Here is a 21,567-nt window from a genome sequence, read left to right on the forward strand (position 1 = left end):
GTTGACGGTGGTTGGTGCCTGTCAGTATATATTTATTTGTGTCCCGCGCAAGTGGGATATGCACACACCCGCAACCTTGTAATTCCCGGAGATACTCATGTCTACATTCAATAATGTCACGGTCACGAAAGCGGCCAACATCTACTATGACGGCAAGGTTACCAGCCGCGTGGTCTCTTTTGCCGACGGCAGTACCAAAACGCTTGGTATTATGCTGCCAGGCGACTATGAATTCGGCACGGAAAAGGCTGAACTCATGGAGATTCTGGCCGGTGATCTGACAGTGAAACTCCCCGGCTCCGATGCGTGGCAGACGATCAAGGGCGGCGATTCTTTCGATGTACCGGCCAACTCTAAATTTCAACTGAAAGTTTCAGCCGTTGTCGATTACTGCTGTTCTTACCTCGATTAAAGGGAGCGTGCCATGAGTGATGATGGTCAGAGAATAGAATTCGGAACCAAAGGTCCGTACCTCCTGCAGGAGTTGACAGAACAGCCTCAGGCCATGCTCCTTGAGGACCACGCTGTCTGTCTTCTTCAGTTCGGTCAGCTCTATCTGCCTGTGGCGGTTGACGCCTGTGCGGTTGTGGCTGGTGCGTTGTCCAATATGAGTCAGGCTGACATCGGACCGGAAAAGGAAGGCATGATCCCGCTTGATTTTGATCTTTCAGAGACCACGGAACTGCCGCTTCTGACAGGAGCGGCCGGTGAGAGTTTCCAGCATGGCGAGATGGTTTATCTGGATGTCCATTTCGGTGACACCGAAGCCAGGCTCTGTTTTTCCATCATGGCCGCAGCCACTGTTGGTCAGGTCCTGTCACAAGTGCCTGCCGAATAGGGCTGGAGGCAACGAGCCAATGGCCTCTTGGTCAGCGACAGGCGGCGTACCCTCTCTTCGTCTGAGAGGGTGGCCCGGGGGAGTCCGTATGATTCAGCGACTAAGCGTTCTGTGTGGGCTGTGTTTGCTCTTCACGGTGTGTTTGTGGTCACCGGGTCGGGCCGAGTCCATTCTGCTGACCACCGGCGAATGGCCCCCGTATTATTCTGCCTCCATGTTACATGGCGGCATCGCCAATCAGATTGTTGCCGAAAGCTTTGCCTTGGTCGGTATAGATGTGCAGTTTCAGTTTCTTCCGTGGAAAAGGGCTTTGGTAGAAGCGAGTCAGAAACCGTATCAGGGGAGTGCTGGCTGGCTGTGGACTCCGGAACGGGAAGAGACCTTCTTGTTCAGTTATCCGCTTTTTTCGTCATCCCGCGTCTTTTTCCACCGCAAGGATTTCCCCTTTGACTGGAATACCCTGGAAGATCTCAGGAATCTGCGCATTGCTGTGACCCTCGGAAGTGAGGACGAGTTTTCATTGAAGGAGATTGTTGCCCGGGGGAAAGGGGAGATTGACGTTGCCCAGACCTATCGGTCCGGTTTGAAGAAGCTGCTTGCCGGTCGGGTGCATGTGTACGCCTGTAATCGAGAGGTTGGGTTGCATATCCTGCGCAACGAGTTTGAACAATACGAAGCACGCCTGCTTACATTTCATTTGAAATCGATATTCGAGGAAACGAACCATCTGCTTATTTCAAAACGATTGGACAATGCCAATGAGTTGATGGAACGCTTCAATGAAGGGCTTCGCCAATTGCGCGAGTCCGGAAGATATTACGACATTCTGGATACCTTCTATCGTTTGGAACCAGGCTGGTAGCCGGGCTGCATGCAACTCCTTTTTATTTCATCGTGTTCGACCTGCTTTCCAGATTCATCCTGTCCGAGGCATACAATTCAGTGCCTGACAGGAATCCCATGCAGGCGTGTTTACATGAATTATTGGTATGGATGTTCAACTGTTCCGGGTGTGATTAAGGGGACAGCCTTTTGAGGAGAGCATATACTTGATGAAATCATTTGCCGAGAAATTCATGGCAGGATACTATCGTGGTCCCATGCGTGGGATTATGATTTTTTTGAATACTCTAGCGCAGAAGGCATTCAATGAATTTTGAAGAGAGTCCACATAGGCGGTTGAATCAGCTCACCGGTGAGTGGGTGTTGGTCTCCCCTCATCGCACCAAGCGGCCCTGGCAGGGGCAGCAGGAGAAGCCTGACATGGCGACTCTGCCAACGCACGACCCTGAATGTTATCTCTGTCCCGGCAATGAGCGGGCAGGTGGGGCTGTGAACCCGGAATATGCGTATACATTCGTCTTTACTAATGATTTTGCGTCATTGTTGCCAGATATGCCCGTGGGCGATTTTGAGACATCCAGCGCGGATGATTTGCTTGTGGCCGAGCCGGAGACCGGTGTCTGCCGGGTGATATGCTATTCACCCCGTCATGATCTGACCATGGCGCGTCTGGGCGTCGGTCAGGCCAGAAAGGTGGTTGATCTGTGGTGTGAGGAATTCGAGGAATTGGGCAATCGTGACACCATCGGTCATGTGCAGATCTTTGAAAACCGGGGGGCGGTCATGGGCTGCTCGAATCCCCATCCCCACGGTCAGATCTGGGCCACGCGGAACGTCCCCATGTTCCCGGCCGCCGAGGACCTGCGGCAGGATGCATACATGAAGGAGCACGATGGATGTCTGCTCTGTCGGTATCTGGAAACAGAGCTTGCCAAAGGTGATCGGATCATCTTTGAAAACGATTCCTTTGTGGTGCTGGTACCGTTCTGGGCGACCTGGCCTTTCGAGACCATGATTCTGCCCAAGGAGCATATGGGGTCCATCCTTGCAATGAGCCCGGCTCAGCGGGATGACCTCGCCGACGCCATGGTCCGGCTGAATATCCGTTACGACAATCTTTTTCAGACGTCTTTCCCCTACTCCATGGGAATTCATCAGGTTCCCACGGATGGCGGTGATCATCTCCACTGGCATTTCCACCTTCATTATTATCCGCCGCTTCTTCGTTCCAAATCAGTCAAGAAGTTCATGGTCGGCTTTGAAATGATGGCCATGCCGCAACGCGATCTGACAGCTGAAGGGGCGGCTGCGCGTATCCGTGAACAGCTGGAAACGCATTACATGGAGGCCGAATAATGGAATCCACCGGAGTCTTGTTACGCGCTCTTGGCGCGGGAAAACTCAATGCGACTTTGATTGAAATGTATGGTGAATCCGCACTCCAGTTTCAATTGCAGCGGTATAATAACCTGTTGTTGCGAATGGAGAAATATGGAAACGACCCCCGCTGTGTCGTGGTGTCGACTCCAGGGCGCACCGAGCTTGGCGGTAACCATACGGATCACAATAACGGCGTGGTGCTCGCTGCGGGTATTCATTTTGACTGCCTTGCTGTGGCGACCCCCACAGATTCCTCCCTCGTTCATTTGCGCTCGGAAGGGTTCAGTGCGGAAATAGAAGTTGATCTGGCTGAACTGGACATGAAGTCCGGCGAAGAAGGAACCTCAACGGCATTGGTGCGCGGCGTACTCGCCGGGTTCCAATCCAGAGGGTGGCCCATTGGCGGTTTTGATGCCTGTGTGGCTGGAGATGTGCCCATGGGGGCGGGGTTGAGCTCCTCGGCTGCCTTTGAAGTTTGTGTGGGACAGATTCTCAATCAGCTTTTCAATGACGGCGCACGGACACCGCTCGAACTGGCGGAAGTCGGGCGTGAGGCTGAAAACACGTATTTTGGCAAACCGTGCGGGTTCATGGACCAGATCGCCTGCGCGGCACAAGGGATTCTGTCCATTGATTTTGAAACCCCGGAACGCCCGCAAGTAAAAGAGGTCGATTTTGACTTTGCAGAGACCGACTATCAGCTCATGGTGGTGGATACCGGCGGCAGCCATGCGGACCTGACATCGGAGTACGCGGCCATCACCGTGGAAATGGGGCAGGCCGCGCAAGTGCTTGGGCGGGAGAAGGCGCGTGGGTTGACGCTGGAACAGGTCATGGATGCCGCACCGGAGATCCGGCGAGAAGCCGGTGATCGCGCCTTGCTCAGGTTGATCCATTTTGTTGAAGAAAATAAGCGGGCGGAACGGCAGGCTGCTGCGCTGAAAGCCGGGGACATGCGGTTTTTCCTACATCTGGTCAAACAGTCCGGTGATTCGTCATGGCGGCTGCTGCAAAACTGCGTCAGCACTAAACGGTTTCTAGAGCAGGGCATCCCTGTGGCCCTCACGTTGACGGAACGATTTCTGGAAGGCGAAGGGGCCTGGCGCATGCAGGGCGGCGGGTTTGCCGGGACCATTCAGGCGTATGTTCCCAAATCCAGAGTGGGTGCCTACATGGCCTACATGGAAAACGTCTTTGGCAGGCGATCGGTCCTGCCGTTGCGGATCCGCAAGCCCGGGCATGAACGTCTTCGGCTGTATGCAGACAGCGCTCGATATCCAGGCCAGCAATGACCATCACAAGTACGCAGTGGGGAGCACTCCCTGATGGGACGCCTGTAGAGCTGTATACCCTGACCAATGACCATGGACTGGAAGTGTCCATTGCCACATACGGTGGCGCGATTACGCGCCTGCTGGTACCTGACGGTGCCGGAAATCGGGTGAATGTCACGCTCGGGTATGACTCCCTTGCCGGGTATTGTGCGGATCAGTCCTGTATGGGGGTTTTGGTCGGGCGTGTGGCCAACCGAATCGCACAGGCCCGGTTTACGTTGAATGGGACCAGGCATGTCTTGGATCGAAATCATGGGAAGCATCAATTGCACGGGGGCAGTCGAGGCTTCAACTCCCGGGTCTGGGAGGCGGAAGCCAATGAGACGGACGCCGGTCCACAGATCACATTGACCCGGGTCAGCCCGGACGGGGAGCAGGGGTTTCCCGGTACACTCCGGGTTGCGGTCGATTTCACCTTGGTAGGTGACAGCCTGCACCTTGATTTCGGGGCTATCACGGACGCCCCCACCATGGTTTCCATGACCAATCATAGTTATTTCAATCTGGCTGGCCGCCCTGGAGCGGACTGTCTGGATCATTGCCTGCGCCTGGCATCCGGTCAGTATCTGGAAACGGATGCAGACCTCGTGCCCACCGGCGCGGTGGTGAGAAGCTTTGGAACTCCCCTGGATTTCAGGGAGTTGACGCCAATAGGCAAGCGGATTAAGGCCCCCTGTGCGGCACTCACCAATGGTGCAGGTTATGACCATTACCACGTACTCGCGGACACGACCCTAGGTCTCAAGTTCGCGGCACAGGTGCTGGAGCCGGAGTCACGACGCGAGATGGAAGTCTGGACGACCGCACCAGGAATTCATTTTTATTCCGGAAATCATCTTCATGAAGCATTGTCGGATAAGCACGGTATGGTGTATGGTCCTCATTCCGGTTTTTGCCTGGAGGCACACGGATATGTGGATGCGCCTAATCAGCCGGGATTCCCTTCGATTCAGTTGGATCCAGGCGTGGCATATTCTCAGACTACGCTGTACAAATTTCCGGTGAAATAGCATAGTCGAAATTGAAAAAGAGAGAGATGGACGTATATGGCAAATGTACAGTTAAAGAAAGTCGTCAAGAAGTATGGTGACGTGGAGGTTGTTCACGGTATCGATCTCAATATCGAGGACAATGAATTTATTGTACTTGTCGGGCCGTCCGGCTGCGGCAAATCCACGGTATTGAGGATGGTCGCGGGACTTGAGGCTATCAGTGGCGGTGAGGTCTTCATCGGTGACAGGATGGTCAATCAGGTGTCGCCCAAGGACCGCAACGTGGCCATGGTCTTTCAGAACTACGCCCTGTACCCACACATGTCCGTGCGGGACAACATGGGCTTCTCCTTGAAAATGCGCGGCCAGACCAAGGATGAAATCGCCTCAAAGGTGAATGACGCCGCGACTATTCTCGAGTTGGAACCATACCTGGATCGCAAACCATCAGAACTCTCCGGCGGTCAGCGTCAACGTGTGGCCATGGGACGCGCCATGGTCCGCAATCCCGATGTGTTTCTGTTTGACGAGCCGTTGTCCAATCTGGACGCACAGCTCCGCACCCAGATGCGCATGGAGCTGCGCAAGATGCATTTGCGTTTGGCCACCACCACTATTTATGTCACGCACGATCAGATCGAGGCCATGACCCTGGCTGATCGTATCGTCATCCTGAAAGACGGGTATATTCAGCAGGTTGGCACGCCCATCGATGTTTTTGAACGGCCTGACAACGTGTTCGTGGCCCAGTTCATCGGCAACCCTCCCATGAATATTCTTGAGGGCACGTTCAAGGTGGCTGACGGCAAACGAAGCGTGCAGGTCGGCCCGTCCTCCTTCCCTGTTGTTGACGGCAGAGCCGAGTCGCTGGCTGACGGCGCATCGGTCCTGGTCGGTCTCCGGCCCGACGCCATCAAGATGGGGGAACATGTCGAGAAACTGCCCAAGGATTGGCTTTGTCAGGGAGAAGTGGTGGTCTCGGAAATTCTGGGTGGGCATTCCCATCTGGAGATCGTGGTGGACGGCCAGAATGAACTCCTCGCCGAGGTTGAAGGGCGCATTGTCGCTCACCCGGGCGAGGTGGTTCCCATTGGCTTCGAGTTTGATCGCATGGTCCTGTTCGACCCAGAGTCTACCAACGCTGTTTATTGATTCATCAGCTACGGAAGTAGCTGTTATTGTAGTTAATTGATTATGTGTGGTCTGTTTGCAAACCTTAGGAGGTATCATGAAAATGAGCTTTGCGAAAATTCTTGTTGTTCTTGTTGCCGCGCTGGTGCTGGCTGCTCCGCAGTCTGTGCAGGCTGCGGATTTGAAAGGGGATCTGGAGATCTTTTCCTGGTGGGCAGGTGACGAAGGCCCGGCACTGGCAGCTCTGGTCGAAATTTATAAAAAACAGAACCCCGGTGTGAATGTCATCAACGCGACCGTCACTGGTGGCTCCGGCGTCAATGCCAAGGCCGTTCTGAAGACCCGCATGCTCGGTGGTGAGCCGCCGGATTCCTTCCAGGTGCACGCCGGTCAGGAACTTATCGGTACCTGGGTCAAGTCTGACCGCATGGAAGACCTGACCCCCCTGTTCAAGGAAATGGGCTGGATGGAAGTGTTCCCCGAAGGACTGATCAAGCTGATCGGTACTGACAAGGGTATCTGGTCCGTGCCTGTCAACATCCACCGCTCCAACGTCATGTGGTATGTCCCTGCCAACCTGCAGAAGTGGGGCGTGAATGTCCCACAGAACTGGGACGAATTCTTCGTTGCTGCCGACAAGCTGAAGGCCGAAGGCGTCGTGCCTCTGGCACTGGCTCAGAACTGGACTGCCAACCACCTGTGGGAATCCGTTGCGCTGGCTTCCATGGGCGGAGACAAGTGGGACGCTCTGTGGTCCGGCAAGCTCGCCTTTGATTCTCCTGAAGTCGTCAAGGCATGGGAACTCTTCGGCAAGGTGCTTTCCTACACCAACACCGACGCCTCCTCCCTGTCCTGGCAGCAGGCTACCGATATGGTTATCAACGGCAAGGCCGCTTTCAACATCATGGGTGACTGGGCAGCCGGTTACATGACCGTGACCAAGAAGCTCGTGCCTGGCGAAGGCTACGGTTGGGCCGCATCTCCCGGTACCGCCGGACAGTTCATGTTCCTGGCCGACTCCTTTTGCCTGCCCAAGGGCGTGAAGCATCGCGATAACGCCATTGCCTGGCTCAAGGTGCTTGGTTCCAAGGAAGGTTCTGACACCTTCAACCCGATCAAGGGTTCCATCTCCGCTCGTATTGACTCCGATCTGAGCAAGTACAATGCCTACCTCCAGTCCGCTGCCTCTGATTTCGGCAAGGACCATGTGGTTGGTTCCCTGGCTCATGGCGTTGCCGCCAATGAGACCTTCATGGGTGGTTTTGCTTCCGTTATGGAAATGTTCTTGAAGTCCAAGAACCCCACCGCAGCCGCCAAGGCATGCGCACAGCTCGCCAAGAAGGCCGGCATCTAGTTAATTCAGGGCATGTGTGCGCCGGGGCTTGTCGCTCCCGGCGCACGCTCCCCTTTAACCTCTTGAGTTGAGAACTATGCGGGAAGCTTCGTTAGATAGAGTCAAAGCCTTCTTGGCGCTGTTGCCGTCCATGATCCTGATTGGGATTTTCGTGTATGGCTTCATCGGCGAGACCATCTGGACCTCCATGACCGATTGGGGCGGAACTGGCGCACTGGCTCTGGAACCCCAGAAGAATTTTGTTGGTCTGGAGAATTATGTCGAACTGTTCACCGGATTTCTGGGCGGGAATTTCCGTCAGGATCTGGTCAATGCGGTCTACTATTCCGTCATGTTGCTGGTGGGCGCCATCGGTCTGGGCATGTTCATCGCCATCCTGCTCGACCAGAAGCCCAAGGGCGAAGATGTCTTTCGGACGATCTTTCTCTACCCCATGTCGCTTTCCTTCATCGTCACCGGTACCATCTGGCGCTGGCTGCTCGCTCCACAGGGCGGGGTCAATGTCCTGCCGACATATTTGGGGATGAAACCCCTGACATTTGAATGGCTCTCCAGTCAGTCTGCCATTCTGGTCTTCAACTGGCAGGATATCCTTCGGATCATGGTCTACATCGCGTCCTTTGTGCTGATCATGGTCGGGGTGTTCGTGCTCAGGAAAGACGTCAATCGCGCCATGAAACGGTGGCTTGTCCCCGGCATAGTGCTCGGCGTAGCGGTCTGGCTCTTTGGCGACGTGCTGCCCGATGCCCTGTTCATGGAAGAGGATCACGGCTTTAACATGGCCACGCTGGGTATCATCATGGCTACGGTCTGGCAGTACGCTGGGTATACAATGGCCCTGTACCTGGCCGGGTTCAACGGTATTTCCCAGGACCTTCGTGACGCGGCCATGCTCGATGGCGCTTCCCAGGTGGGGTACTACAGGTTTGTGGCCATCCCAATGCTCAAGCCCATCACCATCTCAGCGGTCATCATTCTGTCTCATATTTCACTCAAGATGTTCGACCTTGTCTTTGCCATGACCGGCCCGGACAACGCCGAGACCGGCCATCCGGCCCTGAACATGTATCTGACCACGTTTCGGGGAAATGAATTTTCCAAGGGCGCGGCCATCGCCATCGTGCTTTTCCTGATCGCGGCCATGTTCATTGTGCCGTACCTGATCGGCCAATACCGGCAGAGAGGGAGGCGGTAATCATGGAAAACAGAAAAATAACTCCGGGCACCATTCTGCTCTACGGGACGTTGATCGTTCTGGCGCTTCTTTTCCTTATGCCCGCCTACATGGCAACCGTGACCGCGCTCAAGATGCCGGTGGACATTGATCTGCCCACATCATGGGAGTTCCCGTCCGTCATCAACTGGGCGAGCTTTTCCGAGGCCATCACGCTGCTCAAGCCCAACTTCGTGAACTCGATCATCCTGACCATCTGCGCCACCATAGGCTCCACGATGCTCGGTTCGATCAACGGCTATGTCTTTTCAAAGTGGAAGTTCAAGGGCTCGGATATCATATTCACCCTGTTCCTGTTCGGCATGTTCATCCCGTATCAGGTCATTCTGATTCCTCTGTTCCAGACATTGCGGGCCATGAACCTGTATGGCGGACTGCCGGGCCTGATCCTGGCGCACATCGTGTATGGCCTGCCCATCACGTCGCTCATCTTCAGAAACTTTTATTCGCAGATTCCCACCGCGCTTATCGAGTCCGGTCGGCTGGACGGAGCAGGTTTCTTCTCCATTTATCTGCGCATCGTGTTTCCGCTGTCCATTCCCGGATTCGTGGTCACCAGCCTGTGGCAGTTTACCCAGATATGGAACGAGTTCCTCTGGGGCATCTGCCTGACCCGGCATGCGGACAATCCCATTACCGTTGGATTGGCCAACCTGGCTGGCGGTCAGGCGGTCTCGTGGAACCTGCCCATGGCCGGGTCCATCATGGCGGCTGTCCCTGTTCTGTGCATCTATATCTTCCTCGGCCGCTATTTCATCCGGGGCCTGCTCGCAGGGTCTGTGAAAGAGTAATCACTTCATTTACACGTCATAAAAAAAGCCCGGACAATGCGTCCGGGCTTTTTTTATGACGTGTAAAGTGGGGTTACTTCTTTTCATCCTTGTTATCGCGCTTCTTTTCGTCCTTCCTCTCAGAGAGGTTCTCATCCCACAAGCCACAGGTGTGGTCGATGCAGGAGAGACACGGTCCGGGATAATCCATGTTGGGCATAGCGTCCTCCACAGTGTATGCTTTGAGGTTTCGGGTCATGCAGCCCGGCCTCGTTTTTTAAATGAATACTCATTCAAATATAAGCACCGTGTCGGGTTTGGCAAGAGGGCGCGCTACACCTGGATGCACCGGAAGGTGACCGTCAGGCGTGCTTTTGACAATACTTGAGGAATTTCTGCGCTTCTACGAATGCGGGATTGATTTTCAAGGCATCTTCCAGACGTTGTATACACATGTCATTCTGTCCCTTTTCAAAAAAGACACGGGCCAGGTTGAAATAGACGTTCTCATCTGATTTCTCTATTTCAAGCGATTTTTCATAGTAGCGGATGGACTCGTCATAGTGTCCGTTCTTGCGCAATGAGATGCCGAAGTGATTGAACTTTTGGCGATGTTCCTGTTTGAAGGCTTCGTCCAGGCCGAGCAGGGTGTTGAGCACTTTTTTCAGCTTGTCGAATTCTTTTCTCTCGGAGTAGACTTCGCCCAAGCCGTAGTTGGCTTCGATGTTCTTGTCATCAATCATCAGCGCCTTGATGAACTGGGCTTCTGCTTCGTCGAGTTTGCCTTCGGAAAAGGCTTTTTGCCCCATGTCTATCTTGCGGATCAGCGTTTCCATTGCCGGAACGGTGTGCAGGCGATAATAGCTCGGTTCGGGGGTGTACTGTTTGAGAAAGTCCATCTCGTTGAGCGTGCTGCGAATGCCGGATGGAACATGGTGCGCATTGAGCGGTTGTATCTCGAATATGTTGTCTGCGAGATGGCGTGCATACCAGTAGGTGATGGTCTCTCGGGCGTTGGCTGTCGTGCCAGTTCCAACCTCAGCTTCAACCTGAAGTGAATATACACCGAGTATTTCGGGGAAGTCGTTCACCTTCCATGTCTCCTTATCATCCGCACAAACACAGATGGATATATTTAATTTATGTGTAAATATATCTTACTGACTTTTGAAAATCAATAATTCTTCATGTTTATTCACATACTATATATAGGCGCATGATGGTAGACTTGGGACGGTGTTTGCCGTCCTCTCCAAAAAAAGCCCCATGCGGGGCTTTTTTTGGAGGGTGGGAAGCGGTGTGGATTAGTCACAAGGCTTCCACGGTTCGTTCACCTTTCGATCGTACCCACGCAGAGGAATGGAGTCTGGCAGGAGTGGGCTGATCAAGGGGGTGAATGGCTCATAGTTGTAAACCACGGCGACTTCCACCATCTGGCAGGGAGCGCCCGGGTCGTTTTCAATGCCGTCACCTGCGGCAGTCAGGTCGGGCCAGGAGCGGACGGTGACGACCAGTTTGTCCTGTTCCAGAGAGCGGGCTCCGGCTTCAGTGGCCGTGATGATCTGCGAGAGGCGTGTGCCTTCATCCTCACCGCGCCCGGTGACGGCGAAGTGTGCTCCGATCTGGGCGGATTTTTGTACGGTCAGCCATGCGTAGAAGCCGTTTCCGCCTTCCACTATGGCCATGGTCACCATGAACAGGATGGGCAGGATCAGGGCTGTCTCGACGGCAGCCAGTCCCCGGCGGGAGTTTTTTGAACGTATATGCATTGTCATGCCTCCCTACAGCAGGCGCCAGCCGAGTTGCTTGCCTATCTGCTTGAATATTTCTGGAATGTCGTACACGGACGGCGCATCGAAATAGTGATCGTCGGTCCCTTCCTTGCTGGAGGCGATCGCCTTCATGAGGTTGATGTCCGTGTTGTCCGAGTTGCCGAAGCGGATTGCGAATATTTCGATCCCTTCATCCTTGGCTGTTTGGGCTTCAGTAATCATATCGGCATTGAGTACGCCGCCATCTTCGCAGTGTGCCGTGTCGACGCCCATGCCGAAGTAGGCGTTGGTCCAATAGTTGTTAGGGCGATATGAGGCCCGGTAACTTCCGCCGCATTCTCCATCTTCCGTGTCGCCATCAGTCAGTACGATCATGATTTTGCGGTAGTCATCCTTGTCTCCACCCTGAGTATACGGGGCTTCGGGAGTCAGTATGTGGCGAGCCCACTTGATGCCTTCGGGAATGACTGTTCCCGACCATGCGCCTGTGGCGGTCTGCGTGTTGATGGAGTTGATTATCTGGCCTTTGTCCTGACTGAGCGGGAGGGTTTCGGGCAGGTCGGAGCAGGTGTCCAAGGTTATATATCTTCTCTGATAATCGGAAAGTGCCCAGTAGTCGTCCATGAAGTCTTCATGAATCCCTTCGTTGAGGCTTCCGTCGGCGTTGTGGCAGCCAGCTTCAAACCCTTCAACACCTTCTCCGAGACGCACCTTGCCCCTGAAGGCGACCATGCCGACCTTGGTGTCTGGCGTGGTGCCGTCGGGAATAAGCAGATCGGTGAGCGCTATGGAAGCCTCTTTGACCATGGTGATGGGGGTTCCCTTCATTGAGCCGGAGTTGTCCACGACAAAAACGACTTCGAGCTTGTTGAATCCGGCGGAAGCCTCTGCTTCAACAGCTGAGTCCGCCAGGCCGAGGACGGACATGAGGATCATGTTGACCTCGGCCGTCCCTTTGACGATGACGCTCCGGACTTCGGTTCCGGCGGTGACGGATTCGACGACAGCGGAGTCCATGTTGGCGGCGACCATATCCTCTACAGCCTGCTGCACGATGCCTTTGGACAGATCCGGGTCATATGGAAGCTCCAGGCTTCCGGCCAGAGCCCCGGCATCCACTGCGGCCTGGAGGCGCGTATGGGTCATGTACATGTTGCCCATATCCACGGCGATACCCGCTATCCCTATGAGGATAGGGAGGAGCATTGCCACGATCGCGCTTGTTGAACCTCGGCGGGACTGCTTAGGGGAGGGGCATTGTGGTCTGTGCGACCAACTGGATCGAGTCATTTTCGCCTCCGAGTATGCCGGCGCCATCATTGCTTCCGAACGGTTGATAGTCATAGGAAACCTCTACGGTAACGGTGTTGGCAACAGGGTCTGTGACCACATTGGTGGTGATGTCCTGGGTGTCGAGATCGTTGATCAGTGCGGCGATGAGCGCTTCGACATTGGCGGAGTCTCCCTCCATGATCACATGGCGGGCACCTTCCCGGCTGGCTTCCACCAGTGAGGAATAGGTGTGCATCGCTGTGGCGCCTTCGGCCAGGAGCATGATGAGCAGAAGCATGATCGGCATGAGCAATGCGAATTCGACAGCTGCCAATCCCCTGCGCTTTTCGTTCTTGTTTATCATTCCCCTCACTCCTTGTTGTTCGGTAAGCTGCGGATGTGTATCTGCATGCGGTGTAATAACAGCAATAGGCATGCCTAGTGGTGGCGACAGGTTGGTATAATGGTGTTTACTCGCTTAAGATAAAAGAATAAAAAAAATTGTGACCAACCACAAAGTTTGATCGTATGGCTTAGTATTGGTCTCGTGGTCTATTTTTTGTGGATAGCTGCAGTCTATTCATGTATACTGAAAGCGCGAGAGGGACTTATACTAATGAGGGGCAGTTGAATGACAGAGCGAATTCTTGTGGTCGATGATGATCGCGCTTTTCAGGGGATGTTGGTCGAGGCATTGACTGACAAGGGGTACGATGTTGATACCGCCTCCACGGCCGAAGAGGGAATCAAGAAGGCCGGATCTGGCAAATTTGATCTCATAGTGCATGATATCAAGCTGCCAGGCATGTCCGGCCTGGATGCGCTTCCTCATCTCGCAGAGGCTGCCCCCGGCGTGGATGTGATTGTCATGACAGGATATTCCTCCAAGGATTCCGGTGTGGTCGCTATGCAGCGCGGGGCCTACGATTACTTCTCCAAGCCGTTTTCCCTGAGTGAAATGGAAGTGGTGGTCCGCCGAGCTTTGGAAAAGCGGCGGCTCCAGGTAGAGCTGTCCGAACTGAAGCGGCAGGGCGGTTCCAGCCCGTTGAACACTATCATCGGGCAATCTGCTCCCATGATAGCCGTGAAGGAGCGGATCGCCCGTGTGGCCGGTCTCAATACGGACGTTCTGGTCATGGGAGAAACCGGAACGGGTAAGGAACTGGTCTCCGATACCATTCACGCCCTGTCCAGCCGCGCCAAGGGACCGTTTATCAAGATCAATTGTGCCGCAATTCCTGAGAATCTCATTGAATCCGAGCTGTTCGGTCATGAAAAAGGCGCCTTTACCGGTGCCACCACCATGAAGCAGGGCAAGTTCGAGCTGGCCAAAGGCGGCTCGGTCATGCTGGATGAAATCGGCGATATGCCCATTCACCTGCAGCCGAAGTTGCTGCGTGCAGTGGAGCAGAAGGCTGCCGAGCGCGTGGGCGGAGCCAAGCCCATTCAATACGATGTGCGTATCATCGCGGCCACCAACCAGGAATTGGAACAGCGGGTTGAAGAGGGCAAGTTCCGTAGCGATCTATATTATAGACTGAATGTGGCCACCTTGATTTTGCCGCCGCTTCGGGAACGCATATCCGACCTGCCGCAGTTGGCCGAGTTCTTTCTTGAGCGTGCCAACAGACGGTTGGGAACTGATATTGCGGGGTTCTCTTCCGACGCCATGGAGATATTCTTCAACTATAGCTGGCCGGGTAATGTCCGGCAGTTTGCCAATGCCGTGGAGCGGGCAGCCATCTTCTGCACCTCCACCATGATCACTCCGGCAGAAGTGGATCAGGCCTTTTCCAATGCCCAGCCCGTGGTAGATACAGGGATGCATATGCCCACAGGTGAAGGGCTGTCGCTGAAGCAGGCCCTTATGGAGTATGAAAAGGCGCTCATTCAGAATGCACTGCGCGCCTGTTCCGGTACCCAGACAGAGGCTGCAAGCTCCCTGGGCATCTCTGCGAAGAATCTGTGGAACAAGCTCAAAAAACACAGTATCGATCCGGTATTATTTAAGAATTAGTCTTCCTCTCGTCCCCTTTTCCACCTCCGTTTGCTGAGAACGGGCTGATAGCGTCTATCTTTTGTGGTTTTTTGCCCTCAAGATAGGCGCTGTTTTGTTTAAAACACGCCGTATTTTCGCGAAATCCTCCTTCAATAGTGGGGAAACGGGCGAAACTCCATAATTTGTGGATGCATGGAACTAGCTGAAATATAACGGTAAAAAAATATAATTCAGAGCTTTTAGGTAGAAATTGAATCTATTATTTGTGGATTACTGGCTATCACTATCCGTGTTGTCAATGGGTTTTGTTAGTTTGAAATTTTTTATAGTCAATTATTCCAAACATTTAGAAATTAATTTTTGGAATTCTGTTTTAGTCTGGCACACGGGTTGCTTTATGGAGTGCGAGGCTGGTGAACAACACCAAAAACAAATTTCAATTTTTAACGCAAAAAACCGAGGAGAAACACAATGACAAAGCTTATCAATCTGATCCTGGATGAAGAAGGCGCAACCGCTATTGAATACGGTCTGATCGCAGCCCTGATCGCAGCCGGTATCGTCGCAGCTACTTCTGCCCTGGGTGACCAGGTTGTCGCAACCTTCGACTACATCACTGCCCAGATGCTGGCAGCTACGACCACTCCGTAGTCGAAAAACAAAGTATAGAGCTAACCGTTTAACGGAAGCAGCCAGAGCAGCCGAATCGGGGCTTGCGGGACGGTCCCGTCAGCCCCGATTTTGTCTTCAAGGGAAAGTGGAGACAACGAGGGCAGCCCTGGCACCATCGGGGGAACCATGAATCTTATCGTCACGAGCGTACTCGCAGTCGCACTCGTCACTGCTACCATCACAGATATCAAGAGCCAGCGTATTCCGAATTGGCTTACATTTCCGCTCATGCTGTCCGGGCTTGCCACACATACCGTGTTTGGCGGCTGGGACGGTCTCTACTTCTCCGCAGTCGGGTACGCCTTCGGATTTATCGTCATGGCCATCCCGTATTTCTTCGGGGTCATGGGCGCCGGAGATGTCAAGCTCATGGGCGCCATAGGCGCATGGCTCGGCCTGAACGCAACCCTGACCGCTTTCCTGTTTACCTGCATCGCAGGCGGCATCTACGGCCTGGCTGTTCTGGCCATGAACTGGCAGCTGCTCGTCGCCGTACTCCGCAATATCGGCAATACATTTTCTGTCCTGGTGGCAACCCACAAGTTCAATTTCGCCCCCATCGCAACGGAAAAGACCCTGCCGAGATTGTGTTACGGCGTAGCAATCGCCGTCGGTACAGTCACTTCCATGGCGCTGCATGCGTGGATGACCGGTTCCATCCATACCGGTTACTAGAAGGAGGCATGACATGAGTAAGTCCAAGAGAGCCCTCATCCAAATCACCCTGTCCCTGATCCTGGCCGTGGTCGCCGGTGTCCTGATTTTCAAGTGGACCAGCGGCGTTTCCACCAAGGCCCCTGTGGCTCAGGTTGCCAAGACGGTTCCCGTGGTCGTGGCCAAGGCGGACATGACTCGTGGTATCAAGCTGACCTCCGATATGGTTGAAGTCCGAGAATTTACTGCCGACTCCCGTCCTACTGGCGCGTTTGCCAAGTTGGAAGACCTTGAAGGGCGCGTGCTCAACCAGGCCGTCGGAGTCAATGAAGCCGTGACCGCCATGAAGCTGGCTGATGAATCCGTCATCGGCGGTGGCGTCAGCGCATTGATCGAGCCCGGCAAGCGGGCCATGGCGGTCAAGGGTAATGAGGTTATGGGGCTGTCCGGTTTCGTCCGTCCCGGCGACAGGGTCGACGTCATCGTCACGCTGACCGTTGGCAAGGATGACGATCCCGTGACCAAGCTCGTACTGGAGCGGGTCAAGGTCATCGCTACCGGCACGCAGCTCACCCCGCCCAATGAAGAAGGCAAGACCGCCTCGGTCGACGTGTACACCCTGGAACTGACCCCGCCTCAGAGCGAGCGTCTGGCACTGGCCGCCACACAGGGAACCCTCCATTTCGCACTGCGCAACGAGCAGGATGAAGAGAACATCCTGACCACCGGCTCCACCATCCCCAAGACCCTGGCTGCGCTCAGGCCCATGTCCAATGTCGTCCACGTCAAGAGAAAGCCTGCCGAGCAGGTCGAAGTAATTACCGGAACCGCCCGTCACTCGGTCAAGTTCTAGGGGGAATGGACATGCGTACTCATTTTACACATCATATCCTGACCGCGCTGGTCTGCTGCCTGGTTCTGCTGGCAGCCGTTCAGGTGCAGGCCAAGGCTGTTGACAAGACTCCCGAGATGCTCTCGCTGGTCATCGGCAAGTCCACGGTGATAAGCACCGATTTCAAGGTCAGCCGGGTCTCCCTGGCGTCCGAGAGTCATGTCTCCATGGTTGTCCTGTCTCCGTGGCAGATCTACCTGACCGGCAACGCGCTTGGTTCCACCACCATGACCCTGTGGGCCGAAGGTGAAGTGGCCGGCGTATACGATATCACCGTGGTCCCGGACATGACCCATCTCAAGCGCATGATCCATCAGATCATGCCTGACGAGAAGAACGTCAATGTCCTCTCATCCGGTGATTCCGTAACCCTGTCCGGCTACGTGTCCAATACGACCAACCTGACCTCTGTTCTTGCGCTGGCCGAATCCGCGGCTCCGGGCAAGGTGGTCAACCTGCTGTCCGTGGACGGCATCCAACAGGTCATGCTGGAAGTTCGAGTGGCCGAGATGTCCCGTTCCGTGACCAAGCGGCTCGGCATCAACTTTGCGGCTATCGGCTCCAATTTCACCATCTATAATATCATTAACAACCTGACGAAGTTTGATGACGGCGTCTTCAACCTGACCGAGAACATCAACTTCACCGGGACGTACTCCTCCGGCAACACGCAGATTTACGGCATGATCGACGCGCTCAAGGCCAACGGTCTGGTCCGCATGCTGGCCGAACCGAACCTGACCTGCGTGTCCGGTGAAGCGGCCGACTTCCTGGTCGGTGGTGAAGTGCCCGTGCCCATGCCCGGTACGCTCGGCAATGTTTATATCGACTACAAGCCGTTCGGCATCGGTTTGAAGTTCACGGCCACGGTCATGAGCTCCGGCCGTATCAACCTCCAGGTCAATCCCGAGGTTTCCGAGCTCGACTATTCCAAGTCCGTGAACGTGTCCGGTTACGAAATTCCGACCATCTCCACCCGCCGCGCCAATACCGTGGTCGAGCTGGGCGACGGCCAGACCTTTGTCATCGCCGGATTGATCAGCGACACGCTCAAGGAAAATGCACAGAAGATTCCCGGTCTGGGTGAAATCCCCATGCTCGGAACCCTGTTCAGCTCCAAGGAATACGCCTCCAACAAGACCGAGCTGGTGGTCATGGTGACCGCTCATCTGGCCAAGCCCGTGGATATGGCCCACCAGACTCTGCCCACTGACGGTTTCAAGGAACCTTCGGACAGGGAGTTCTATCTGTTCGGTCTCATGGATGGTCAGGGAGAGTCCACGACTCCTGTCGGTTCCAGCGCCGGATACGGTGAGCCTCAGGGCGGTGCCGTGGTTCGTCCCGAATCGGGTTTTGACGGCGAAGTCGGTCATTCCTGGCCGCAATAAGCACAAGGAGAACGTCATGAAGAATATCAGAATATCACTCGTTATCATCGGAGCATTGCTCCTGTCGGGATGCGGCTCCCTGTACGAAGGCACGCCTTCCACACCCGAGTTCGGCAGTTCTGTCCGCATGGCCATTGCCAGTCAGACAGCCAACCCGGAAGCCGGATCAGATGCTCCGGTAGTGGGAATCGACGGCAGATATGCCGCTGCCGCTGCGGAGAATTATCAGTCGGGTCCCAAGGACAGGAAGGAACGTGAGTCCACGTCCACATTCGGAGTGGTGGAGGGCAAGTGATGATCAACCTGCGACGATTCGAATTCTGGCCGGAGCTTGTGCTCGTGCTCGTAATGCTGATCGTCCTGGTACTTGATTTTACACTGTTTGAAGGTCTGTGGTCGTCCGGGGAAGACGGCGGACAGGTCGCCACCACCATACAGGGAACGTCGCTTTTTTAGGGGATAAAGGGGGAACCATGAATACTAGAATCATTCCGATCACGCTGGCACTCAGCGACAAGGAACAGAACAAGCGCATCGAACAGATGATCGCCGCGAACCACATGGTCCGCCTTGTGGACGATGACGCCAGTGAGATGGGCGTCCTCATCTACGAACCGGGCGATCAGGTCGATGACGATCTGCCGCATATCATTCATGCCCTGGAATCCGGTGCAGCCGAAGACGTGTACCTGGCCGGTAATGTGGCCAACCCCGAAGTGTTGATTCGGGCCATGCGCAGCGGCATCCGTGAATTCCTCCAGTATCCCATAGAAGAAAACGATTTTCGCGCCGCCCTGATGCGGACCGCAATGCGGGGCAGCCTGACCGAGGATCAGGGCGAGAAGGGCAAGATCTTCACTCTGGTCGGCGGCAAGTCCGGCCTCGGCACCACCACGCTGGCAGTGAATCTGGCCTGTTGCCTCAACGCACAGGCTCCCGGAAGGACCGTGCTGCTGGACATGCGCCGTCCCGCCGGTGAAGTGCCGTATTTCCTGGACCTCAAGTATGAATACACCTGGGGCAATCTGACCGAGGACATCACTCGTCTCGACTCCACCTATCTGACAAGCGTCATGGCCCAGCATGAGTCCGGTCTGCACGTGCTGCCCGGTCCCAGCGGAACCGATCGGCCCGATGAACACTCCCTTTTGCTCATTCTCGAGCAGCTTCGCCGTCTTTATGACCATGTTATCGTGGATACCTCCTCTCCTCAGGGCGACAGCATCCCCAAGGAAGTGGAGCAGGCCAATGCCATCATCATGACGCTGCAGCTCTCCCTGCCGTGTCTGGCCCGGACATCCAAGCTGGTGGAAACCATCCGCAGCTATGACCCGGACGCGGAAAGACGGCTGCATCTCGTCGCCAATCGCGTGACAAAGAATTCCACCATCGGCGTGTCCGAAGCCGCCGAGGTCCTGGAACGGAAGATCCAGTGGATCATCCCCGAAGATGGCGACGCCACGCTGGCAGCCATCAATCAGGGAACACCGCTGGTGATTGCCTACCCCAAGTCTCCGGTCTCCAAGGCCATACACTCCATTGCCAAGTCTCTGGCCCCGAGGCCCAAGAAGACCCGCAAGGGTCTCTCCCTGCCGTTCGGTTCTCTTTTCAGGAAGAAGACCAAGTCGAGCGACAAGAACGATAACCTCGCCGGAGCAACCTTATGAACCTCGCACAACGACTGAATAGAAGCAGTGCCAAGCGCGGTCCTGTGACCGTGGACAAGGCGCAGGCCACCAAGGTCCAGGCGGAGAATCATTACTTCGAGATCAAGACCAGCATTCATGATCGTCTGATCGACATGATTGACCTGTCATTGCTGGACAGCCTGAAGGAAGAGGACATGCGCAGGGAGATTTCCAAGGTGGCCGAAGGGCTGCTGTGGGAAGAATTCCAGAATGCTCCGCTCAACCTGGCTGAACGCAAGCGCATGCTCTCCGAGATTCAGGACGAAGTCATCGGGCTGGGACCTCTGGAACCATTCATTAAGGATCCCACAGTCAACGATATTCTGGTCAACGGCCACAAGCAGGTCTATGTGGAACGTTCCGGCAAGCTGGAACTGACAACGGCCCGTTTCAAGGACGATAATCATCTGCGTAAGATCATTGACCGGATCGTGTCGTTGGTCGGTCGTCGCATTGATGAATCTCAGCCTTTGTGTGACGCTCGTCTGCTGGACGGCTCCCGTGTCAACGCGGTTATTCCGCCGCTGGCCATTGACGGTCCGTCGCTCTCCATTCGTAAGTTTTCCAAGGACCCGCTGGAGGTCGCCGACCTCATCGGGTTCAACTCCCTGACACCGCAGATGGCCGAACTCATGGACGGCATCGTCAAGACGCAGCTCAACGTGCTCATCTCCGGCGGTACCGGTTCCGGTAAGACCACCTTGTTGAACTGCCTGTCCCGTAATGTCCCCGAAGACGAACGTATCGTCACCATCGAGGATGCCGCGGAGCTGCAGCTCAAGCAGGAGCATGTGGTCCGACTGGAAACCCGGCCTGCCAATATCGAAGGCAAGGGCGAGATCGCCATGCGCGACCTGGTCAAGAACTGTTTGCGTATGCGTCCCGACCGTATCATCGTTGGTGAGGTCCGTTCCTCCGAGGCCCTGGACATGCTCCAGGCCATGAACACCGGTCATGACGGCTCCCTGACCACCATTCACGCCAATACCCCGCGCGATGCCCTGATGCGTCTCGAAACCATGATCTCCATGGCCGGGCTGAACCTCTCGCCCATCTCCATGAAGCGGTACATTTCCTCGGCCATCGACGTCATCATCCAGGCCACCCGTCTGGTGGACGGTTCCAGAAAGGTCATCTCCATTCAGGAAGTGACCGGCATGGAAGGCGAGATGATTACCATGCAGGAGATATTCGCATTCGAGCAGACCGGCGTCAGCAAGGAAGGCAAGGTGGAAGGGTACTTCACGGCTCGCGGCATCCGTCCCAAGTTTGCCGAAAAGCTGGAACGCATGGGGCATACCTTCCCCACAGAGATGTTTCATGCTGCTCCCCGTGGCATGGGGAAGGAGTAAGT

The 21,567-nt window shown here is 55.1% G+C and carries 24 protein-coding genes; 19 read left to right on the forward strand and 5 right to left on the reverse strand.

The window, feature by feature from the left end; translation table 11 throughout:
- Nucleotides 1-97: 97 nt before the first annotated feature.
- From ppnP to SRBAKS_RS14355, 10 genes are all read left to right on the forward strand, one after another.
- A complete protein-coding gene (ppnP, locus tag SRBAKS_RS14310) occupies nt 98-412 on the forward strand; it encodes a pyrimidine/purine nucleoside phosphorylase (RefSeq protein WP_229591567.1) in 315 nt (104 codons plus the stop codon).
- A gap of 12 nt (nt 413-424) precedes the next feature.
- On the forward strand, nt 425-838 hold the full coding sequence (locus SRBAKS_RS14315) for a hypothetical protein (RefSeq protein WP_229591568.1): 414 nt from the start codon (nt 425-427) through the stop codon (nt 836-838).
- Between the two features lie 88 nt (nt 839-926).
- Nucleotides 927-1,700: a substrate-binding periplasmic protein gene (locus SRBAKS_RS14320; protein WP_229591569.1), complete on the forward strand. Its 774-nt coding sequence runs from the start codon at nt 927-929 to the stop codon at nt 1,698-1,700.
- Between the two features lie 287 nt (nt 1,701-1,987).
- Nucleotides 1,988-3,037 carry a UDP-glucose--hexose-1-phosphate uridylyltransferase gene (locus SRBAKS_RS14325; protein ID WP_229591570.1) on the forward strand — a complete coding sequence of 350 codons (1,050 nt, stop codon included), beginning with the start codon at nt 1,988-1,990 and terminating at the stop codon, nt 3,035-3,037.
- A complete protein-coding gene (locus SRBAKS_RS14330) occupies nt 3,037-4,353 on the forward strand; it encodes a galactokinase (protein ID WP_229591571.1) in 1,317 nt (438 codons plus the stop codon). The genes SRBAKS_RS14325 and SRBAKS_RS14330 overlap by 1 nt, the downstream gene beginning before the upstream one ends.
- On the forward strand, nt 4,350-5,405 hold the full coding sequence (locus tag SRBAKS_RS14335; protein ID WP_229591572.1) for an aldose epimerase family protein: 1,056 nt from the start codon (nt 4,350-4,352) through the stop codon (nt 5,403-5,405). The genes SRBAKS_RS14330 and SRBAKS_RS14335 overlap by 4 nt, the downstream gene beginning before the upstream one ends.
- Before the next feature lie 36 nt (nt 5,406-5,441).
- The gene (locus SRBAKS_RS14340) at nt 5,442-6,539 is read left to right on the forward strand and encodes an ABC transporter ATP-binding protein (protein ID WP_229591573.1); all 1,098 of its coding nucleotides are present in this window, start codon (nt 5,442-5,444) and stop codon (nt 6,537-6,539) included.
- Nucleotides 6,540-6,615: 76 nt separating this feature from the next.
- Complete coding sequence (locus SRBAKS_RS14345; protein WP_229591574.1) at nt 6,616-7,872, forward strand: ABC transporter substrate-binding protein; 1,257 nt, start codon at nt 6,616-6,618, stop codon at nt 7,870-7,872.
- A gap of 130 nt (nt 7,873-8,002) precedes the next feature.
- Nucleotides 8,003-9,067, forward strand: coding sequence for a carbohydrate ABC transporter permease (locus tag SRBAKS_RS14350; protein WP_229591575.1), 1,065 nt, complete (start codon nt 8,003-8,005; stop codon nt 9,065-9,067).
- Nucleotides 9,068-9,069: 2 nt separating this feature from the next.
- Nucleotides 9,070-9,897 carry a carbohydrate ABC transporter permease gene (locus SRBAKS_RS14355; protein WP_229591576.1) on the forward strand — a complete coding sequence of 276 codons (828 nt, stop codon included), beginning with the start codon at nt 9,070-9,072 and terminating at the stop codon, nt 9,895-9,897.
- A gap of 73 nt (nt 9,898-9,970) precedes the next feature.
- Here SRBAKS_RS14355 and SRBAKS_RS14360 read toward each other — a convergent pair whose 3' ends face one another.
- From SRBAKS_RS14360 to SRBAKS_RS14380, 5 genes are all read right to left on the reverse strand, one after another.
- A complete protein-coding gene (locus SRBAKS_RS14360) occupies nt 9,971-10,135 on the reverse strand; it encodes a hypothetical protein (RefSeq protein ID WP_229591577.1) in 165 nt (54 codons plus the stop codon).
- Nucleotides 10,136-10,238: 103 nt separating this feature from the next.
- Nucleotides 10,239-10,967, reverse strand: a complete 729-nt coding sequence (locus tag SRBAKS_RS14365; RefSeq protein ID WP_229591578.1) for a tetratricopeptide repeat protein — start codon at nt 10,965-10,967, stop codon at nt 10,239-10,241.
- 213 nt (nt 10,968-11,180) lie between these two features.
- Nucleotides 11,181-11,645, reverse strand: a complete 465-nt coding sequence (locus SRBAKS_RS14370; protein WP_229591579.1) for a TadE/TadG family type IV pilus assembly protein — start codon at nt 11,643-11,645, stop codon at nt 11,181-11,183.
- A 12-nt stretch (nt 11,646-11,657) separates the two neighbouring features.
- Nucleotides 11,658-12,992, reverse strand: a complete 1,335-nt coding sequence (locus SRBAKS_RS14375; RefSeq protein WP_347339432.1) for a vWA domain-containing protein — start codon at nt 12,990-12,992, stop codon at nt 11,658-11,660.
- Nucleotides 12,892-13,284, reverse strand: a complete 393-nt coding sequence (locus SRBAKS_RS14380) for a TadE/TadG family type IV pilus assembly protein (protein WP_229591580.1) — start codon at nt 13,282-13,284, stop codon at nt 12,892-12,894. The genes SRBAKS_RS14375 and SRBAKS_RS14380 overlap by 101 nt, the downstream gene beginning before the upstream one ends.
- Before the next feature lie 267 nt (nt 13,285-13,551).
- Here SRBAKS_RS14380 and SRBAKS_RS14385 point away from each other — a divergent pair, with 267 nt between their 5' ends.
- The 9 genes from SRBAKS_RS14385 to SRBAKS_RS14425 all read left to right on the forward strand — a co-directional run bounded on the left by SRBAKS_RS14385 (nt 13,552) and on the right by SRBAKS_RS14425 (nt 21,565).
- Nucleotides 13,552-14,937 carry a sigma-54-dependent transcriptional regulator gene (locus SRBAKS_RS14385; RefSeq protein WP_229591581.1) on the forward strand — a complete coding sequence of 462 codons (1,386 nt, stop codon included), beginning with the start codon at nt 13,552-13,554 and terminating at the stop codon, nt 14,935-14,937.
- A gap of 453 nt (nt 14,938-15,390) precedes the next feature.
- Entirely contained in the window at nt 15,391-15,570 is a 180-nt protein-coding gene (locus SRBAKS_RS14390; RefSeq protein WP_229591582.1) for a Flp family type IVb pilin, read from the forward strand.
- A gap of 147 nt (nt 15,571-15,717) precedes the next feature.
- The gene (locus SRBAKS_RS14395) at nt 15,718-16,266 is read left to right on the forward strand and encodes an A24 family peptidase (protein ID WP_229591583.1); all 549 of its coding nucleotides are present in this window, start codon (nt 15,718-15,720) and stop codon (nt 16,264-16,266) included.
- Nucleotides 16,267-16,279: 13 nt separating this feature from the next.
- Complete coding sequence (cpaB, locus tag SRBAKS_RS14400) at nt 16,280-17,098, forward strand: Flp pilus assembly protein CpaB (protein WP_229591584.1); 819 nt, start codon at nt 16,280-16,282, stop codon at nt 17,096-17,098.
- Between the two features lie 11 nt (nt 17,099-17,109).
- A complete protein-coding gene (locus tag SRBAKS_RS14405) occupies nt 17,110-18,525 on the forward strand; it encodes a type II and III secretion system protein family protein (RefSeq protein WP_229591585.1) in 1,416 nt (471 codons plus the stop codon).
- A gap of 16 nt (nt 18,526-18,541) precedes the next feature.
- Nucleotides 18,542-18,820: a hypothetical protein gene (locus tag SRBAKS_RS14410; protein WP_229591586.1), complete on the forward strand. Its 279-nt coding sequence runs from the start codon at nt 18,542-18,544 to the stop codon at nt 18,818-18,820.
- Entirely contained in the window at nt 18,820-18,981 is a 162-nt protein-coding gene (locus SRBAKS_RS14415; RefSeq protein ID WP_229591587.1) for a hypothetical protein, read from the forward strand. The genes SRBAKS_RS14410 and SRBAKS_RS14415 overlap by 1 nt, the downstream gene beginning before the upstream one ends.
- A 17-nt stretch (nt 18,982-18,998) precedes the next feature.
- On the forward strand, nt 18,999-20,192 hold the full coding sequence (locus tag SRBAKS_RS14420; protein ID WP_229591588.1) for a CpaE/TadZ family protein: 1,194 nt from the start codon (nt 18,999-19,001) through the stop codon (nt 20,190-20,192).
- Nucleotides 20,189-21,565 (forward strand): TadA family conjugal transfer-associated ATPase, encoded by a 1,377-nt coding sequence (locus tag SRBAKS_RS14425; protein ID WP_229591589.1) that lies wholly within the window; start codon nt 20,189-20,191, stop codon nt 21,563-21,565. The genes SRBAKS_RS14420 and SRBAKS_RS14425 overlap by 4 nt, the downstream gene beginning before the upstream one ends.
- The last annotated feature ends 2 nt before the right edge of the window (nt 21,566-21,567 follow it).

The organism is Pseudodesulfovibrio sediminis (assembly GCF_020886695.1).
Taxonomy (GTDB): Bacteria; Desulfobacterota; Desulfovibrionia; order Desulfovibrionales; family Desulfovibrionaceae; genus Pseudodesulfovibrio; species Pseudodesulfovibrio sediminis.

What these genes read in the sequence shown, in the direction of transcription:
- ppnP (WP_229591567.1), top strand. Translation starts at nt 98, where the DNA reads ATGTCTACATTCAATAATGTCACGGTCACGAAAGCGGCCAACATCTAC.
- SRBAKS_RS14315 (WP_229591568.1), top strand. Translation starts at nt 425, where the DNA reads ATGAGTGATGATGGTCAGAGAATAGAATTCGGAACCAAAGGTCCGTAC.
- SRBAKS_RS14320 (WP_229591569.1), top strand. Translation starts at nt 927, where the DNA reads ATGATTCAGCGACTAAGCGTTCTGTGTGGGCTGTGTTTGCTCTTCACG.
- SRBAKS_RS14325 (WP_229591570.1), top strand. Translation starts at nt 1,988, where the DNA reads ATGAATTTTGAAGAGAGTCCACATAGGCGGTTGAATCAGCTCACCGGT.
- SRBAKS_RS14330 (WP_229591571.1), top strand. Translation starts at nt 3,037, where the DNA reads ATGGAATCCACCGGAGTCTTGTTACGCGCTCTTGGCGCGGGAAAACTC.
- SRBAKS_RS14335 (WP_229591572.1), top strand. Translation starts at nt 4,350, where the DNA reads ATGACCATCACAAGTACGCAGTGGGGAGCACTCCCTGATGGGACGCCT.
- SRBAKS_RS14340 (WP_229591573.1), top strand. Translation starts at nt 5,442, where the DNA reads ATGGCAAATGTACAGTTAAAGAAAGTCGTCAAGAAGTATGGTGACGTG.
- SRBAKS_RS14345 (WP_229591574.1), top strand. Translation starts at nt 6,616, where the DNA reads ATGAAAATGAGCTTTGCGAAAATTCTTGTTGTTCTTGTTGCCGCGCTG.
- SRBAKS_RS14350 (WP_229591575.1), top strand. Translation starts at nt 8,003, where the DNA reads ATGATCCTGATTGGGATTTTCGTGTATGGCTTCATCGGCGAGACCATC.
- SRBAKS_RS14355 (WP_229591576.1), top strand. Translation starts at nt 9,070, where the DNA reads ATGGAAAACAGAAAAATAACTCCGGGCACCATTCTGCTCTACGGGACG.
- SRBAKS_RS14360 (WP_229591577.1), bottom strand. Translation starts at nt 10,135, where the DNA reads ATGACCCGAAACCTCAAAGCATACACTGTGGAGGACGCTATGCCCAAC.
- SRBAKS_RS14370 (WP_229591579.1), bottom strand. Translation starts at nt 11,645, where the DNA reads ATGCATATACGTTCAAAAAACTCCCGCCGGGGACTGGCTGCCGTCGAG.
- SRBAKS_RS14375 (WP_347339432.1), bottom strand. Translation starts at nt 12,992, where the DNA reads ATGACTATCAACCGTTCGGAAGCAATGATGGCGCCGGCATACTCGGAG.
- SRBAKS_RS14380 (WP_229591580.1), bottom strand. Translation starts at nt 13,284, where the DNA reads ATGATAAACAAGAACGAAAAGCGCAGGGGATTGGCAGCTGTCGAATTC.
- SRBAKS_RS14385 (WP_229591581.1), top strand. Translation starts at nt 13,552, where the DNA reads ATGACAGAGCGAATTCTTGTGGTCGATGATGATCGCGCTTTTCAGGGG.
- SRBAKS_RS14390 (WP_229591582.1), top strand. Translation starts at nt 15,391, where the DNA reads ATGACAAAGCTTATCAATCTGATCCTGGATGAAGAAGGCGCAACCGCT.
- SRBAKS_RS14395 (WP_229591583.1), top strand. Translation starts at nt 15,718, where the DNA reads ATGAATCTTATCGTCACGAGCGTACTCGCAGTCGCACTCGTCACTGCT.
- cpaB (WP_229591584.1), top strand. Translation starts at nt 16,280, where the DNA reads ATGAGTAAGTCCAAGAGAGCCCTCATCCAAATCACCCTGTCCCTGATC.
- SRBAKS_RS14405 (WP_229591585.1), top strand. Translation starts at nt 17,110, where the DNA reads ATGCGTACTCATTTTACACATCATATCCTGACCGCGCTGGTCTGCTGC.
- SRBAKS_RS14410 (WP_229591586.1), top strand. Translation starts at nt 18,542, where the DNA reads ATGAAGAATATCAGAATATCACTCGTTATCATCGGAGCATTGCTCCTG.
- SRBAKS_RS14415 (WP_229591587.1), top strand. Translation starts at nt 18,820, where the DNA reads ATGATCAACCTGCGACGATTCGAATTCTGGCCGGAGCTTGTGCTCGTG.
- SRBAKS_RS14420 (WP_229591588.1), top strand. Translation starts at nt 18,999, where the DNA reads ATGAATACTAGAATCATTCCGATCACGCTGGCACTCAGCGACAAGGAA.
- SRBAKS_RS14425 (WP_229591589.1), top strand. Translation starts at nt 20,189, where the DNA reads ATGAACCTCGCACAACGACTGAATAGAAGCAGTGCCAAGCGCGGTCCT.